15 protein-coding genes are annotated in these 15,463 nt (G+C 59.9%); 4 read left to right on the top strand and 11 right to left on the bottom strand.

Annotation, left to right across the window (positions count from 1 at the left end):
• Positions 1-45 precede the first annotated feature (45 nt).
• From ABL840_RS15655 to ABL840_RS15645, 3 genes are read right to left on the bottom strand one after another with little or no spacing between them, the layout of a single operon-like run.
• A complete protein-coding gene (locus ABL840_RS15655) occupies positions 46-366 on the bottom strand; it encodes a Mor transcription activator family protein (protein ID WP_093304777.1) in 321 nt (106 codons plus the stop codon).
• Between the two features lie 2 nt (positions 367-368).
• Entirely contained in the window at positions 369-2,426 is a 2,058-nt protein-coding gene (locus ABL840_RS15650) for a phage terminase large subunit family protein (protein WP_093304779.1), read from the bottom strand.
• On the bottom strand, positions 2,426-2,698 hold the full coding sequence (locus ABL840_RS15645; protein ID WP_176947551.1) for a hypothetical protein: 273 nt from the start codon (positions 2,696-2,698) through the stop codon (positions 2,426-2,428). The genes ABL840_RS15650 and ABL840_RS15645 overlap by 1 nt, the downstream gene beginning before the upstream one ends.
• A gap of 121 nt (positions 2,699-2,819) precedes the next feature.
• Between ABL840_RS15645 and ABL840_RS15640 the strand changes: the two genes are divergently transcribed.
• On the top strand, positions 2,820-3,311 hold the full coding sequence (locus ABL840_RS15640; RefSeq protein WP_176947552.1) for a hypothetical protein: 492 nt from the start codon (positions 2,820-2,822) through the stop codon (positions 3,309-3,311).
• Complete coding sequence (locus ABL840_RS15635) at positions 3,308-3,508, top strand: helix-turn-helix transcriptional regulator (RefSeq protein ID WP_418116286.1); 201 nt, start codon at positions 3,308-3,310, stop codon at positions 3,506-3,508. Before ABL840_RS15640 ends, ABL840_RS15635 begins: the two co-directional genes overlap by 4 nt.
• Before the next feature lie 209 nt (positions 3,509-3,717).
• On the opposite strand, the gene drt3b is transcribed toward ABL840_RS15635, so the two are convergent.
• The 4 genes from drt3b to ABL840_RS15615 form a co-directional block, all read right to left on the bottom strand.
• Positions 3,718-5,676: an antiviral reverse transcriptase Drt3b gene (drt3b, locus tag ABL840_RS15630; protein ID WP_093304783.1), complete on the bottom strand. Its 1,959-nt coding sequence runs from the start codon at positions 5,674-5,676 to the stop codon at positions 3,718-3,720.
• Positions 5,677-5,683: 7 nt separating this feature from the next.
• Positions 5,684-7,027: an antiviral reverse transcriptase Drt3a gene (drt3a, locus tag ABL840_RS15625; RefSeq protein WP_418116285.1), complete on the bottom strand. Its 1,344-nt coding sequence runs from the start codon at positions 7,025-7,027 to the stop codon at positions 5,684-5,686.
• Positions 7,028-7,246: 219 nt separating this feature from the next.
• Positions 7,247-8,389, bottom strand: coding sequence for a tyrosine-type recombinase/integrase (locus ABL840_RS15620; RefSeq protein WP_093304787.1), 1,143 nt, complete (start codon positions 8,387-8,389; stop codon positions 7,247-7,249).
• 714 nt (positions 8,390-9,103) lie between these two features.
• A complete protein-coding gene (locus ABL840_RS15615) occupies positions 9,104-9,226 on the bottom strand; it encodes a hypothetical protein (protein ID WP_256230659.1) in 123 nt (40 codons plus the stop codon).
• Between the two features lie 265 nt (positions 9,227-9,491).
• On the opposite strand from ABL840_RS15615, the gene ABL840_RS15610 reads away from it, so the two are divergent.
• Both ABL840_RS15610 and ABL840_RS15605 read left to right on the top strand, forming a co-directional pair.
• Positions 9,492-10,298: a transglutaminase-like domain-containing protein gene (locus ABL840_RS15610; protein WP_093304790.1), complete on the top strand. Its 807-nt coding sequence runs from the start codon at positions 9,492-9,494 to the stop codon at positions 10,296-10,298.
• 531 nt (positions 10,299-10,829) lie between these two features.
• Positions 10,830-11,180 (top strand): RcnB family protein, encoded by a 351-nt coding sequence (locus ABL840_RS15605; RefSeq protein WP_093304792.1) that lies wholly within the window; start codon positions 10,830-10,832, stop codon positions 11,178-11,180.
• Positions 11,181-11,317: 137 nt separating this feature from the next.
• Here the strand turns inward: ABL840_RS15605 and ABL840_RS15600 are convergent, their stop codons facing one another.
• The 4 genes from ABL840_RS15600 to ABL840_RS15585 all read right to left on the bottom strand — a co-directional run bounded on the left by ABL840_RS15600 (position 11,318) and on the right by ABL840_RS15585 (position 15,383).
• Positions 11,318-11,929, bottom strand: coding sequence for an alkylhydroperoxidase domain protein (locus ABL840_RS15600; protein ID WP_093304794.1), 612 nt, complete (start codon positions 11,927-11,929; stop codon positions 11,318-11,320).
• 15 nt (positions 11,930-11,944) lie between these two features.
• Entirely contained in the window at positions 11,945-12,619 is a 675-nt protein-coding gene (locus ABL840_RS15595; protein ID WP_093304795.1) for a CMD domain protein, read from the bottom strand.
• Positions 12,620-12,635: 16 nt separating this feature from the next.
• The gene (locus ABL840_RS15590; protein ID WP_093304797.1) at positions 12,636-13,709 is read right to left on the bottom strand and encodes a putative FMN-dependent luciferase-like monooxygenase; all 1,074 of its coding nucleotides are present in this window, start codon (positions 13,707-13,709) and stop codon (positions 12,636-12,638) included.
• 141 nt (positions 13,710-13,850) lie between these two features.
• A complete protein-coding gene (locus tag ABL840_RS15585; RefSeq protein ID WP_093304798.1) occupies positions 13,851-15,383 on the bottom strand; it encodes a sensor domain-containing diguanylate cyclase in 1,533 nt (510 codons plus the stop codon).
• Positions 15,384-15,463: the final 80 nt, after the last annotated feature.

Raw genomic sequence — 15,463 nt, 5'->3', positions numbered from 1 at the left:
ATGCAATGCCTAGCTGCTGCCGGCATCGCATGTGTTTGGCGAGAGCTAGGACGCTCCGTCTTCAATCCGGGCCACTGCCTCCGAGATAATCCGTCGGGCATGCCTCGCCGTCATGCCGTACTCTTTGGCTAAGTCCGCCAAGTTGCGACCGTTAAACCTGCGAACGATCTCTTTGTGCATCTTCTCTCTCTCCCGAGCAGTCTTTCGCGGGACGTATATGTGCATGCCGCCCAACCGATGAAGAATGCGCTCGACCAATGAGGCCGCGGCGGCCTCAGGCACTGCGATGCCGAAGCATCGCGCCACTGCAACCGCTTCCTCTTCGATGACTGCGAGCGGCTCATCGCCAAAATAGGACGTCTTCATTGTTAACTCAGGGCAATAGGAGAAAAGATGTCCACGGCTGCGAGCGATGAAGCAGGTTCCACCGTAGGGTTGAGAGATCCTTCAAGGGCAGGCTCGCGCGGCGCGAGCCTCTCCGGCGCCCGGATGAGGCCAGCGGACGTCGAAAACAAGTCTTGGGATGGCTGGACGGCGGACTCCAGATCCGACCACCGCTTATCTGCGTAGTTGTGCAGGCCCAGGCCGAAGGCCGCGTGCAATGCATAGTTCCTGTTGTCGAGCACCTCGTTGCGCGGCCTGCGCTTCACCCAGCGAAAAACCTCCTTGCCGTTGACCTTCACAAGAATGCGCTGCTCGGCCGTGAGCTGCTCGAACCATTCGCGCGGCAGTTCGGAGCTGAAATGGATGAAGCCCGGACCAGGCTGTTCAATGGCGAGCTGCCCGAGCAACAGGTCCTTCGCCGTATCTACACCGACATTCCAAAGCTTGATGCCGTTCGGGATCTTCTTCCCGTTGAACCGCACCTCCTGCGGACTGCTCGGCCCGAGCACGGGCACATTGTCTTCCCCTCGCCCCTTCACAGCGCGCAGCTTCGGCAACAGGTGCTGCGTCTTGCGTACCCAGTTGTAGACCGCCTGCGTCTGGTCGCTCGAATCGATAGAGATTGCACTCAGGCCCAGCGAGCCGCCGTGCCAGGCTTGCACGTAGCGCCCCGAGAGGTAAGCCGTCACCGGCGCCCAGTCATCTTCGGACGCGGGGTTGCCATGGATGACATGGTGCTCGACGTGCCATGACTCGAGTCCGCGGCCCCATGCCCATACGTCGATCTCCCAACGGTCACGCTGCACGTCCACGCCCGCCGTGAGCACGAGGCCGCCGGCGGGCACCGTCCTGAGCGCATAGGGCTCTGCACGTAGCTGCAGGGCATGCTCATCGGTGCGCTCGCCAACGATCTCCCATGTCTCGCCTAGCGTCTCATTGACGAAGAGTTGCATAGGCCCGGCATCGCCGCGCGCGAGCGCGTCGCATGCTTCCTCGAATTCCTTGACGATGCTTTCCCAGGTGCGCTGCGGGCTGTATGCCGCCCACACATGCAGGCCGAGGCTTTGCGGCGGGCGTGTCGGCATGCCGGCGGCATCGCGCCAGATGCGATCAGGCCCGAAGGTCTTGCCGGTCTTCTCGCACACCCAGCGGCCAGGCATGGGCAGGCCGCCTTGCAGGAAGTCGCTCTGCCGAATCGGCTTGCTGCAGTGCGGGCAGACATGCCGCACGCTGGCCGGATTGCCGCGCTCCCATTTGAAGCCGTGGAGCTTCTCCTTGCCGCCCCAAGAAAGCGGGTGCTCGACGCCGCAGTGCTTGCAGTCGATGTAGAAGCGAACGAAGCCGGCGGCGTTCAATGCGGCGCGCTCGACGTGGCACAGGCCCTTCACGCCAGGCGTGGAGCCGCCAACGAACTTCGGATAGGGGGCGCCCTCAAGACGGCCTTTCGCCAAGCCGCCCGGGTCGCCGGACTTCTCAATGGTCTGGTCGAAGGCCGACCACTCGTCGAGGATCGAGATGGCCACGGTGATGCGGCGATAGGCACGCTTCGCCTTGCCGCCCAGCAGATGAAGAACGCTGTCGCGAAACTTCTTCATCTTGATGGTGTCGTCGTTGCCGCCGCCCTTGCGGCGAGCGGCCTGCACGGAAGGCACACCGTCGCGCGCATCAAGGATGGGATCGATCTCGCTCTTGACGTAGCTATCGCGGTCGTCGTCTGTCGGTTGCCAGAGCGCCTGTTTGCGGCGGCGGTGCGCGATGTTGTAGGCGACGAAGGCGGTAATCATCTTCGTGTAGCCGACGCGCTTCGACTTCATCACGTCGAGCTCTTCGATGCGGTCATCACTCATGAAGTCGAGGATGCCGACTTGAAACGACCACGCGATCCAGCCGCCCTTCTGGTGCGAGCTTTCGCCGGCGAGCTTGAAGTGATCGGCGGCCCATTCACTCAGCGTCTGGAAGACCTCGGCGCGCAGGCTGCCGAGGCCCAGAGTCACAGCGTGAAGCACTGCCGTGAATGTTTCACGCGAAACGTGTGCGGCCATCAGGTCGTCGCCTCCGCATGATCTTCGAGCGCGGCGCCGCTGTCGTCTGCGCCCTCGTCTTCGTCGGCCTCGCGGCTCATCTTGTCCAGCTCCAACGCAACGAGCTTCTCGGTGGACCGAATCCATTCGTTGCGCGCGTTGGCGATCACCTGCTGCAGCGTGGCCTTCGCCTCGTCCGGCAGTTCCGGACATGCCTTGCGCAGCGCGCCCTCCAGTTGCTCAAAGCGATCAACGACTGCGCTCGACGCCATGCCGAGCACGTCGGCGAGCAAGCCGATAGCCACCCCAGCCAAGATCGGCGCGTGGTCTTTAATGATCTGCGCATCGAGTCGCGCATCGAGTGGGCAATGACAACGCGCGGCGGCAAGCAGCTCGACCTTCTCGCCCAGCTCGATGAGCCGACCGCTTGCAGTTCGTCATACGGCCTTTGCGAGTGAAGTCATGAAGCGCAATAGTCGCCGCATCCGCCCCACGATGGTCGCTGTCGCTGCTCGCCAGGTACACAACATTCCGGCAGGCGACGACATCATCACGAAGGTTTACAGCGCCTTCGCCGATCTCAAGGCAGGCAGCAGAGACGACGAGCTTTTCGACAGGCTCAGCGCGCACCTGAATACCGTCATGGTGCGCGCCGAAGCAAGCGATGAACTTTGCCTCGCGCCCCTCCATGCCGCAGCGGATGCACTCCGCCGCTGCGACGCAATTCGCGGCCGTCATGGCCGCTACGGCTTCGACGGACCCGGCCTGCAAGCGATGGCGGCTGGCCTTCAGGTCTGGGAAGAAATCGCCCGCAACAGCTCGCCGAGGCAGATGTTCGATGCATTCATCGAATCTCTCGCGCGCATTCGCCGCCAAGTCGCGGCAGAGGAAGGAATCACCCAATGAACACGCGCACCGCGCAAACGATGAACGAGAAACTTCTAGTCCCCGCCGCGGAGGCCGCACGGCTGCTTTCCATGGGCCGCTCCACCTTTTGGAACAAAGTGAGACTCAAGCAACTCCCCCAACCGGTAAAGATTGCGGGCATCACCCGCTGGCGGGTTGCAGACCTTCGAAGCTTTGTCGACCTACCGCGCGTCTGAGAAGCTTGATGGGCCAAGAAGGGTGGGAAGCGAGTTGCCTCTGGGTGTGTGGATAGCCTTGCGGCTAACGCTCATAGGACATCACGAAGCAGGTGCTTTTAACGGCGACCCGCCTCGTTCCGAACAGAGACCTGTTTTGCAGGTGCGCACCATTCGGGACTAAGCCGAACGGGAGGAGAGGCGCCCCGCTTCCCGCGTCGAGTGTACCGCTAATACGCTTGCCTCAACTCCTTTTTCTCTAGGGAGTTGAGCAAATCAACATCCGACCAATTCACCTGCCAATATTCTCTGCTTAGTTCGTTCGCAGCCTTTTCCAATTCCTCGCCAGTAAAATTGGTAATTCCAATTTTACGCCCTATAGCTCGCACCCATTTCTTCCTTATATTTAAAGGCAAATATGGGCAACCTAAAGCATCAAGCAGCAAATGAGCTTTTTCACTTTTTATAAATACATCACTTAGGTCTGAAAGCTTTTCTCGAAGAAACTTAATCAGTATTTTCTTAATTCGCTCATATTCATTTGAGTCGCGAATATAGAACAAACAAGACGATACCGTAAAATAGGAAAGTTCATCCACCCGCACAAACAAGTCTTTGATTATCACCTCGGGAACCAGATAAGAATCTCCCAACTCTCGGGCAGCAAGCAGTATATTCAGCATCTCGAGATGAACAAATCCGTCCACCGTGACAACACGCTGGCGCTGGCATTCGCCCACAAGCAAGTCCAAAATTAATTGATAAAGCTTGTGCGCAACCTCCTCCTCGTATTCCTTTATCTGAGCCCGAGTGAATCGAATTAAAAGAATTATTGCGGTACTCAGTTTATAGGAAGCACTCACCGAGGGAGCCACACTGTACAGAAAGAACAAGACCTCCACCAGCACAATAATGGCGGAAAAATATTCTTTGGAACCTTCATCTGCGGCCGCAGCCTCCTCGTTCACCAATCGCTTTATGCGCTCTGTGAGAGCAGAGATCAAAAAAGAAGCGACTTCATCGTAAGCAACATCGTTGCGTGAGCAAAGAACTTTGATCGCATCGATGAAACCCTTAGCTAGGCGCCAAGGCGAATGAATGGGTTTCGGTATCAGCTTCCCTAACCCATTACTCTCCAAAAAAGAATCAAAGAACGAATCCGCCAGTTCTCCAGCGCCCAAGATCAACCTTGTTTTCTTGCTTACAAATGGCCGCTGCTGCATTGCCATCTTTCCACTGTTGGCATGCAAGTTAAATTGGATCAACGCATCCGAATACGTGGCATAAATCTTGGTAGCTAAAGAGTCAGTTCTGGCAAAAATATATACGTCGTCGACGTACCGGCGAAACACAAAATCGATACCAAATTTGCACCCTCCTTCTGAGAGCCTCGATATTGCAAATCGATCAACCTCTTGAAAAATTATTTCCGCAAAAACCCTACTTACCTCGGGGCCGATGGGAATGCCGTTTGTTTCGTTATGGTTCCCATGACGAATGACGGAATCAAAATCATTGCCAAAAGAACTGGATCTAATATTTTGCTTGACGAACTCTTTATCCTTAACCGCCCAAGCTAACGAGTGCGTGTAAATGCTGTCAAAGCATTTAGCAACATCCAGCGTCATCTGTACGTCAAACCGTTTTTCCAACTCAAAATAATCGGCCGAATCAAAGAATTTGAAGAGCCGATCATATCCTCTGTATGCAAAGTACGACGGTGTATGCTTTGCGTATCCATCTATGCTTTCAGACGAGATTCGGCCTTCTTTATATTTGTAGATGTTTTCCCAAGAACTCTTGGAATAAAAAGTACTAGCGATAGATTTCGGGGCCCGAATTGACGCAGGACTTATTGCACAGTAGTGAAGAATTATCCGATCGTATTGACGATAAAACTCTCGAATCTTCCACTGCGATGCAGGATGAAGAAGTGCCAGTCTCCTGTACTCCAGCGAGTTCTTGCGAACCTTGTAGAGGTACGGCTCAGTTGACTTTGCGGCAGTCCCGCCTTCTCCGAAGACAAGCGCCTTCGTAAGCCTCCGCTGGAATTCGCTTGCTGCAGGAAGATTCTTCACGCGCTCATATAGCCCGTCGTTCGAAAAAATAATAGGAGTCTCATATGGCAAAGTCTCGGTGATGAGGACCCGATCGTAGTCACTCCGTTTGATTATATTTTTCTTGGCCATGCCAGCTTCAATGCTTCCAGCACTGTTTTATTGTATGGATTCTATCCGGGGTGAAATAGATAAACGTTTTTTGCGCATGTCCTCTAACGAAACTGTTAGCTAACAAATTCCTTTTCATTGATCCCGTCAATAACGCAGACAGTTTCTTCCCGAGACGACCATGGCTCGACAGCACCAATCCACGCAAATAGTGATCTAACTCTCCGAGGCTTCGCGCCCCATGCTGAACCAGCGGATAGCTATGGAATATGCCCGCCAGCTTCTTTTTTCTAATATGAATATTGAAGACGCTAAAATTATTAGACAGGTATTTAACCCGATCTCTCAATAGCGAAAAGTCTTTGGTTTGTGTGTACTCGTAGAAGGCTCTCGACAGCCGAAGTTTATATTTTTTGACTTTTCGGTCTGCGATATCAATTTCAACATTTCTATATGATTTGTCGCTCGATCCTTTATAAGGATTGCTCGCGGTGAACTTGTACCCCAAATATTCAATTTGCGCGACCGTATTCTTGGGCTGCGCATCTTTAACTTCCACGAGCGGTCCGATCTTCGACGAAACAGTGTATTTTTCGTAATTTAGTTTCAGGCCAGACGGAAGAGAACCTTTCACCTGGGCAAGAAATTCATTTCGCGCCTCTTCGCCAGAAGTGATAACCACTATGTCGTCGACATATCTGGAATAAAAAAAGACATGCTGGGCATTTTGCATTTTTGAATCAAAATGCCGCATCATGGTTTCTGTAAGGACCGCACTAATTGGCAAACCTCTAGGCACCCCCACTCCACCGAGGTCCGTGTGCCGCGCTAGTAGCGTTTCAATGAGCCGCTTGCTGTGAGGGCTGAGACGCACCAGCTCTCCTATTTCACCGATAACGGCTGACTTCTCAAATGACTCGTAGAATCTTCGGATGTCCAATCGATATATTCTGTACGGCACACCTTCTTTGAGAAATATTTTTAGTTTCTCAACTATATGAGATCGCCCTAGAGGTTGCACGCCGGAGGCCAGCCGTAGATTTCGTGCGAGCTTGCGTTCTACAAGCTGATCTCCCTGCTTTCCTAGCTTGAAAACTACGGCTTTCCGTAAAATGAATTTCGTTAGCGGGTTGCTGGGCGCCGAAAACTTTGTTTTTGCGGCCAGCATGGAGGTTAGGATTAGGTTTGTTCGGTGGGCCTCTTGGGCTATCGTCGGCACCTTTCGGAAATCGCTCTTGCGAATTTCTCGTTCCAGGCCATGTTTGCTGAATGCTTGGTAATCCAATGTAGCCCCTCCGAAAAAGCGAATCCCGATGCTGGACCCGCCATGTTTTAAACAGTTGGACTTCAGAACTCGGAGCAACTCGGCCACGCTCGGACGGCTACCGCTATGTGGCGCAATTTCGCATTGCACGATCCTCGGCTCTTAGCACGGGAGGTCAGAGCTTGGCTCTATCGCATAAACCGCAGAACTGGCTCCGTTCCGACCAACCTAATCGTCCGGATGAATCCGGCCCTCCTGTGATTGAAGTAACGCAATGTAGCGCGGATTGGCTAAGTTGCGTTACTCTGCGGCGTAGCGCCACCAGCGCTAATCGGATCTGGACTGTGCAGCCTCCAGCCAGTTAGACCACCACTGCATCAGTTCACGGCGCTGTGTGAGATATTCCGCGCGGTTGTAGGCCGCCCGAACGGCATCCGTTTCCTTATGCGCGAGTTGCCGCTCGATCACGTCATGCGGGAAGCCCGACCGCTCATTGAGCACTGTCGAAGCCAAGGCGCGGAACCCGTGGGCCGTCATTCGCCCACGGTAGCCAAGCCGATAGAGCGCAAAGAGAAAGGTGTTCTCCGAAAGCGGATGCCCCGGATGAATGGGCGAATCGAGCACGAGCGCACCATCGCCGCTCATCTCTCGCAGCTTCGCAAGGATCGACTGCGCCTGTCGCGAGAGAGGCACGACATGGGGCATGCGCATCTTCATGCGCGTCTCGGGAACGACCCACACTGCGCCGCCTTCCTTCAGTTCCCCCCACAGCATTCCCCGCAACTCACCAACGCGGACGAAGGTATGCGCGAGCAGTAGCAGCCCGAGTCGGGTTACTGAGTCGTCGTATCCGTCGATGGCACGCATCAGCCCTCCGGCCTCTTCGGGCGGGATGCTTGACATCGGCTTCTTCGTCTTGCGAGCAACGAGCACGCGTGTAAGGCCAGCAGCGCCGTGCTGCTCTATGAGTCCGGTGTCTTGGGCATAGTCGAAAACTGCCGAAATCCGGCTCGCGACACGGTGTCCCGTTTCGATCTTTCCGCCCGCCTGGGCAGCGCGAACCACCTTCACCAGCTCCGACCTGGGAATCTCGTCGATAGACAGCTTGCCGAGAAATGGCAGCGCATACCGCTCCAAGGTGTTCGCGACCTGAATCTGATGCTTGCCATTGGAAAGAGTCGGCAGCTTCGCCTTCAGCCAATCGCGCATGACCGTCTCGAAGGTTGGCGCGAGCTTTCGCGCCGGAGCCTCTTCACGCCCCGCCAAGTGTGTCTTTCGCGCCTCCGCAAGGCTCACCCTAGGGTAGAGGCCGTATGTCCTAGTCTTCTGCTTTCCGGCTTCTGTGTAGTTGGCTCGCCAGCTCTTTGCGCCCTTAGGCGAAACATAGAGGTAGAGGCCGTGGGCATCGGCCAACTTGTACGCCTTCTCGCGCGGCCTGGCCGCATCAACAGCTTTAACGGTGAGTGTCATGGTATCCACGGAAAAATACCATGACCGATGCCATGTTGGGAGCCGGGTTGGAGAAGATTCGCATCGGACCTTTCGAGACTCGAAAGGACCAGTTCTCCAATGAAAAAGTCCCGTCGCAGAGGCTGCGCGGGACTTTCGAAAACTGCCAGAGATTGATTCTGGCGGAGAGTGTGAGATTCGAACTAGAGGCTGAATGCAGCCCAACTCGCACTGACACCCCATATCATCCGTTTTGCAGGTACTTTTGCCGGTATCTTGCGACACCGAAAACTCAGAATCCCCAATTTCATTGAGATCCAGCCCCATATTCGATCCCCTCCGGGGGCCAATCGCGCCTCTAACCGCTGCGGTTTTCCCTGACCGATGCGTGCTCATGAAAAGTTCTGAGCCACGGGTGCCGGCTTGGCGTTTGTCACTCAGTCCCTCTTCCCCGCCCCAGAACTCCAGTCGCTCGTTTGCGGGCCATGCTGACGAACGCATGACTGTTGCCTCGCTCAACGGCACGGGGCCGCTATCTACGGTGTGATCGGATCGGTGGAGATTCGACGGGCGCTTGCAGGTTGATCAATCACCCGTGCAACACACTGTCACCTTTCAGCAGTCTTCAATGAAAACAAAAGGTCTACACTTCATTCGGGCAGCCAATCTCTCCCTCCTCCCTCCTCTGGCTGTCCGTTTTAGCCCGCTTCGGCGGGTTTTCTTTTGGAGAAGCGCTCAGGTCACGAGCACACCTTGCGCGTCTTCGCGTTCAAGCTCAGCCTCGTCGATCCACTCGATGCATTTCTCCTCGAGCATCGTGTCGCCACAGTCCCGCGGCAAATCAGTGAGGCTCAGCACGACTCTGCATCGCTCCTGTCCCTTGCAGTAGATGCTGGCAGACGCCGAGTATCCGCACTCGGTCGCCGTCGTTCGAGTGATCGAGATCGTCCACGGCTCTCGATCTTCGGAAACAGCAAATGACGTAGATGGGGCCTCTTGGCACCTGCCAACGCTCTTGCCGTGCAGAAGCCGCCCGCAGAGGAAGAGTTCCGCGGTTCGGAAGCAGAAGCTCGTGAGCCATCTATTCCTACTGAAGGCACGGATCAAGGCGCATGATGGGCCCATGAACATCCAGCTCGGCTTCGAAATCGCCTATCAGTTTCCTCGCTCGACGCCGATGATTCTGACCCTCAGCATCCACTATTCGCGAGCATCGGATCTCCTGCACCCGGACCACCTGCTCACGAATCCAGCCGTGCCCACCACGGCGTACCGCGATCTGTTCGGGAACTGGTGCACGCGCCTGGTCGCCCCGGCAGGCCGCTTCGTGCTGAGTACGGATACCGTGGTTCATGACAACGGCTCGCCGGACATCGTTGTGCCCTCGGCGCCGCAGACGCCCGTGGAGTACCTGCCCGAATCCACCTTGGTCTATCTGCTGGGTAGCCGCTACTGCGAGACCGACTTGCTGTCCAACTTTGCCTGGCAGCGTTTCGGGAACGGGCCGACCGGATGGGGGCGCGTGCAGGCGGTCTGCGATTTCGTGCACCAGCACATCGAGTTCGGCTACCAGCACGCTCGGCGTACCCGTTCTGCCTTGGAGGCCTTCAGGGAAGGGCAAGGCGTGTGCCGGGACTATGCGCACCTGGCCATCACCTTATGCCGATGCCTGAACATTCCCGCACGTTATTGCACCGGATACCTGGGAGATGTCGGAACTGCGCCGCCATTCGGCCCGATGGATTTCGCAGGCTGGTTCGAGGCTTTCCTGGGCGACCGTTGGTACACCTTCGATGCGCGCAACAACGTACCCCGCATCGGCCGCGTGCTGATCGCGCAGGGACGGGATGCCAGCGACGTGGCGTTGTCCTGCACCTTCGGTCCGGACAAGCTGGACGGCTTCAAGGTCTGGTGCGACGAGATCCAGTGAATAAGAAGCACGCGGCGAACTTTCGCTGTCTCGCCCGGGATCCCTGAGTGCGGATGCGGCGGGCTCCAGAGCATCGAGCATGCGGTCTTTCCACTGATCATCCTCAAGCCCGAGGAGGTCTCCCATGCAGGATCGCTGGGGGCGTAGAGCTGGATCTTCCTGCAGGCCGCAGAGTCTGACTTCCGTTCAGAAGGCATGGCTCACCAGTCGATCGTGATCAACGACATTGCCGCTGGAGGTCGCGCCGAACTGCGGCGCCGGCAGACCTTGGGACCTTGGGAGTGGCGGAAGAAGTCACGCGGCTGACAGGCATTGCACCACGGCTCCCCAGTTGCTGCCCGGATCGGGAACGCGTGGCACCTGCCCGGCCGATGAGGTCGCAGGCAGAGACCCGGCTGGATAAGGCGTTATCGCCAGGATAGTGCGCCGCCGCCTCCGGCCCAATCCCCCGGCTCTTCCGGTCTCTCCGAATTTCACCCCAGGTCCCGCCATAGGCTGAGCTTCCCTGTTGTCCAGAGGAACACAACCCGCATGCGATACACCGCCCGGAAGCTCACCATCATCGCCACGACGGCCATCGTCGCGGTCTCATCCACACTCAGCGGTTGCGTGGTCGCGCCACCGCCGACCGCCGCCACCGTGACGTTCGCGCCCGGTTCGACGCTTCCGCCCGGGTATCGAGGCGAGGCGTACGTCGTGAGCGACTGGCAATCCAGAGGCCTCTACGAGCCCCCGCAGGGCTATGCCTGGCGCTACGTCGACGGGCAATATGTCCTGGCGGCCGTGGCCACCGGGATCATCGCCGCAGCATTCCTTGGTGCGCTCTTCGGTCATGGCGGCCACGGCGGGCCGGGGCCGGGGCCGGGCTTTGGTCCCCGCTAGCTTCGGTCGAGCCGCCGTCATTTCGTAGGGCCCTGAATTTGCTCGACGCACTCCGCGCCCTATGGGCCGCACTGGTCGCCATCGGCCAGTTCCTGGCCTGGTTGCTGAATCTGCTGTCGTGAGGCGGATCAGCTGGATCAGCTGCTTGCGGACGCCTGCGGCTCTCCCAGCGAAAGCATCAGCCGGTTCGCCCAGTTGAAGAAGGCCGCGCCGTGGATGACGTCGGCAATCGCAAGATCGTCCAGCCCTTGCGCGCGCAGTTGAGCCACGTGCTCGGGCCCGAACGCGGACGGCGTGGCAGACAGCGCGACCGACGCCGCCACGATCGCATTCCAGCGCTCGCCCAGCTCGGCCTTCACGCCTTCATCGAGAAGCCTTTGCACGTCGTCCGTACGCTGCGAGAAGTGCGAGGCGAAGCGCGCATGCACCGAGGCGCAATAGATGCAGCCGTTGTAGCGCGAAGCCGCGGTGGCCGAGAGTTCGCGCTCGGCGCGCGGCAGGCCGGCTTCGGGGTTGTAGAAGATGTCCTTGTCGGTGCGCGTACGGGCGCCAAGGATGTCCGGGTCGCGCGCCAGCAGGCGGAAGTACGGCGACTTCGCACGCGATGCATCCACCAGCCCGGTGAAGTGCCGCTCGGTCAGGTCGGCCTTGGGTAGCGGCTCGAGCCAGGGCAGCCATTCGAGCTGCGCCTGCGTGAAGGCGTTCGGATGAATGTTCCCGGGATGGTTCAGCACGGATTCGGCGCTCATGGTGTTCTCTTCGACTCAATCGACAAGGGTGACGGGGCGTTGCGCCAGAGCCCGCAAGCCGCTGACGACACGGATCTGGAACGCGAGGAACGCAACGAGCTGCGACAGCGTCACGATCTCGGTGCTCGACCATCCCGCGTCGAGCAGCGACTGCAGTGCTGCAGCGCTCGCATCGCGCGGATGAAAGACGAGCAGGTGTGCGTGCTCGAAGCCGGCCGAAAGCCGCTCGCCCAGCACCGCGCGCTGCGCGTCGCTCACCGCGTACGAGGCACCGCCCGCATCCTCGACGCTGAGCGGTCCGGTGGGATAGCGGCCATAGGGGCCCTGTGCGGCACCCCGCTTCGTTTCGGTGGCGATGGCCTCGACCACTCCGGCACGAGCGCCCTGCCTCGGCAGCGCATCCGCATAGAAGCGCGCCACGTCGGCCTGGCTGTGCAGCCCCGCGACGAAGGCCGCAATGGCAAACCGGTCCGCGATTTCGAAGTTCCCAAACAGCGGTGGCGTCGGTGCGAACAGTACCAGATAGCTCTGCTGCGCATGGATGCGCGCCTGCTCGCGCTGCGAGCGGATGTGGTCGAGGTGGCTGCCGGGCTCGATGCCGGCAAGCCGGTCGATGACATCGGGCACCGCCGATGCGAGGGAGGCCGAAGAAAAAGAAGAGGAGGAAGAAGAGAAAGCGATGGCGTTCATGGAAGAAGGAATGCGGCTAGAGAAGTGCAAGTGCCTGGAGATCCGGCGCGCTCGCCCCGCGCGTCCAGCCCAGGGCCGGCGCGACCACGGTGGCGGTCAGCTCGATGGAGCGCAGGATCGCCTCGTGCGGCGGATCGACCGAATGCACCTGGCAGACGAGATCGGTCACGCGCGCGAGCGTGCTGTCGGCGCGCAGCGAGGCGATCACGTCCTCCGGCGATCCGACGTGCACGTCGTACTCGGCAATCAGTTGTTCGAGCGGCGCATCTGGACCGGCTCTGTCGGCAAGACCGGCCTGGCCCGAAGCCGCGAAGCGGGCCGCCGAGCGGCGCAGGCCGATGTCGGCCAGGCGCAGGGCCTCCTTGCGCGTATCAGCCACGAAGACGCTGCGCGAGCCCACGATCCGCGGCGTATGGCCGGAAGGCAGCGCTGCAAGGTAGGCATCGACGATAGGGTTCTGGATCTCCGCGAGCGAGGCATGCGGCGCATGCCCGGGGCGCGGCTGCGTGCGCGACAACATCAGGCCGTCGCCCGCGTTTCCCGCGCGCGTGCCGCCGCTCACCGAGAACGTGGCCTGCCAGATGCGGCCCAGCAGCTGCGAGCCCGACGGGTACAGCGTGTCGCCGCCGGCCAGCGGCTGGCCTGCCCATGCCGAGCGCACCGCGGCGAGCTGCCTGGCGAAGATGGCCGATCGGTCGTTGCCGTCGAGCCCGAAGGCCGCAAAGGACTCGGGCGTGCCGCCCGTTCCCACGCCCACCTCGAGCCGGCCGCCCGAGAGCAGGTCCAGCACGATCGCGTCCTCGGCCACTCGCACGGCGTTTTCCAGCGGCAGCGTGACGATGCCCGTGCCCAGCCGGATGCGCCGGGTGCGCGAAGCCACGTAGGCCAGGAAGACGAAGGGCGACGGCAACCCGCCCTCGTGCTCATGAAAGTGATGCTGCGCCACCCAGGCCGAGTCGAAGCCGAAGGCCTCGGCGTGGTCGATCTGCGCGGCGACCAAGCGGTAGCGCTCCGCGGCGGGAGCATCGTCGAGCAGACGGCTGAAGAATCCGAGGCGAAGCGGGCGCGAGGAATGAGAAGTGCCGGGCATCCGGAGGTCTGAAGGCTGTGTTGTGACTGGCCTTCGAGTCTTGCCCGTGATGCGGTCCCGAGGGAAATCCGCTTATCGCGCTTGCTTATGCGCTTTGCGCGTATCGCCGGTGTCCGGCGCCGGAGCCAGGCGACTCCTCGCTCATGTCTGCGTCGAACGCATCGCCGTGCAGACGCGGTTGCGGCCCGCCATCTTGGCCGCATAGAGCGCCCTGTCGGCCGACTGGATCAGCTCCTTCGGCGGACTCGGGGTCTCGGCGGGGCTGAAGGCGTCCACGCCTGCGCTCAAGGTCACGAACCCCCCTGGCATGCCGGCGTGCACGATCTCCAGGTCGCGAACCGCGCTGCGGATCTTTTCCGCGAGGACGGCGGCGGCAGCCACGTCGGTCTTCGGCAGCAGCACGGCCAGTTCTTCCCCGCCGTACCGCGCGGCAAGATCACCCGGGCGCCGGGCCGCGAGGCTTGCGATGGTGCGTCCGATCGTCTGCAGGCACTCGTCGCCGGCCGCGTGGCCATAGATGTCGTTGTACTGCTTGAAGCAGTCGACATCGATCAATATCAGCGCCAGCGTGCTCGCGTCCCGCATGGCGCGGCTGAATTCGTTGTCCAGCGTCACGTCGAACTGCCGGCGGTTCGCCAGGCCCGTGAGGCCGTCTTCCATGGCAAGGGTGTTCAGGGTCTTGTTGAGCTTCTCGAGCGCGTCGCGCGCGCGCCGCAGTTCGGCCTCGGTCCTGTTCTGCAGCTCCATCTGCCTGACCAGCCGCCAGCCCACGAAGCCGACGATCAACGTGAGCAGGATGACCCCGCCGGTGTGCCAGAGCGTTTCCCGCCACCAGGCGGCCAGGATCTCGTCCTTGGAGAGAGCCGCCGCGGCGAACAGCGGGTAGTTGGCAAGGCGCCTGAAGCTGTTCAGCCGCGTGATGCCGTCCTGTGCCGACAGGATCTCGGCCGTGCCGACCGGCCCCTGGTCCTTGTATGCGCGGAAGAGCCCGGTTTCGCGCATGTTCCGCCCCACCATTTCGACGCTGAAGGGCCGGCGGGTCATCATCGTCCCGCTCTCGAGGATCAGCGCCACGGCGCCGGCCTCGCCTATGTCGAGGCTGTCGTAGAACTTGCCGAAGAACTCGACGTCGATCGTCGCGAGCGCCACCCCGCCGAAGCTGCCGTCCGGGTTGTCGATGCGCCGCGAGACGGGAATGAGCAGCTTGCCGTTGGTCCGGCTCTTCACCGGCACGCCGATGTGCGGGCCGCGCTCCGAGTGCTCGCGATGGAAGGCGAAGTACTCGCGCTGCGCGTTGTTCAGGTTCTGCGGCGGTTCCTCCCGGGAGTTGACGACCCAGTTTCCGTCCTTGTCGTAGACGTGAAGCGCGTCGAGCTGAGGGAGTTCGTTCACCCGCATCGCCAGCAGCCTGTGGAGCCGGTCGAGAGCGGCGGGCCCCGTGCCGTCGTGCTGGATGCGTTCGACGATGCCGATCAGCGCGGTGTCGGCCTGCTTGATCGTGTCGTCCGCCTGCTGCGCCATCGCGCGCGCGAGGTTCGACGTGGCAACGCTCATCTGCTTGAGCTGGACCGTGCGCGAATGCCAGCTGTTCAGGAAGTCGAGCGCCACGAGGGCGAGGCAGACGACGGCGACGAAGGCCGTTGTCCGGAAGGTGATGGATGGTCGACGAAACACTGTCTGCTTTCGGAGCAATGATGTCTGAGTGCCTTGCGGACTTTGACACATCTCCGGCCGGATTCGCAGCAACCCGGCGC

The sequence above is a fragment of the Variovorax sp. NFACC27 genome (assembly GCF_048301545.1).
Classification (GTDB): Bacteria; Pseudomonadota; Gammaproteobacteria; order Burkholderiales; family Burkholderiaceae_C; genus Variovorax; species Variovorax gossypii.
Note: the sequence above shows the minus strand (reverse complement) of the source record. Positions and strands in the feature narration are given on the sequence as shown.

What these genes read in the sequence shown, in the direction of transcription:
- ABL840_RS15655 (WP_093304777.1), bottom strand. Translation starts at nt 366, where the DNA reads ATGAAGACGTCCTATTTTGGCGATGAGCCGCTCGCAGTCATCGAAGAG.
- ABL840_RS15650 (WP_093304779.1), bottom strand. Translation starts at nt 2,426, where the DNA reads ATGGCCGCACACGTTTCGCGTGAAACATTCACGGCAGTGCTTCACGCT.
- ABL840_RS15640 (WP_176947552.1), top strand. Translation starts at nt 2,820, where the DNA reads ATGAGCCGACCGCTTGCAGTTCGTCATACGGCCTTTGCGAGTGAAGTC.
- ABL840_RS15635 (WP_418116286.1), top strand. Translation starts at nt 3,308, where the DNA reads ATGAACACGCGCACCGCGCAAACGATGAACGAGAAACTTCTAGTCCCC.
- drt3b (WP_093304783.1), bottom strand. Translation starts at nt 5,676, where the DNA reads ATGGCCAAGAAAAATATAATCAAACGGAGTGACTACGATCGGGTCCTC.
- ABL840_RS15620 (WP_093304787.1), bottom strand. Translation starts at nt 8,389, where the DNA reads ATGACACTCACCGTTAAAGCTGTTGATGCGGCCAGGCCGCGCGAGAAG.
- ABL840_RS15610 (WP_093304790.1), top strand. Translation starts at nt 9,492, where the DNA reads ATGAACATCCAGCTCGGCTTCGAAATCGCCTATCAGTTTCCTCGCTCG.
- ABL840_RS15605 (WP_093304792.1), top strand. Translation starts at nt 10,830, where the DNA reads ATGCGATACACCGCCCGGAAGCTCACCATCATCGCCACGACGGCCATC.
- ABL840_RS15600 (WP_093304794.1), bottom strand. Translation starts at nt 11,929, where the DNA reads ATGAGCGCCGAATCCGTGCTGAACCATCCCGGGAACATTCATCCGAAC.
- ABL840_RS15595 (WP_093304795.1), bottom strand. Translation starts at nt 12,619, where the DNA reads ATGAACGCCATCGCTTTCTCTTCTTCCTCCTCTTCTTTTTCTTCGGCC.
- ABL840_RS15590 (WP_093304797.1), bottom strand. Translation starts at nt 13,709, where the DNA reads ATGCCCGGCACTTCTCATTCCTCGCGCCCGCTTCGCCTCGGATTCTTC.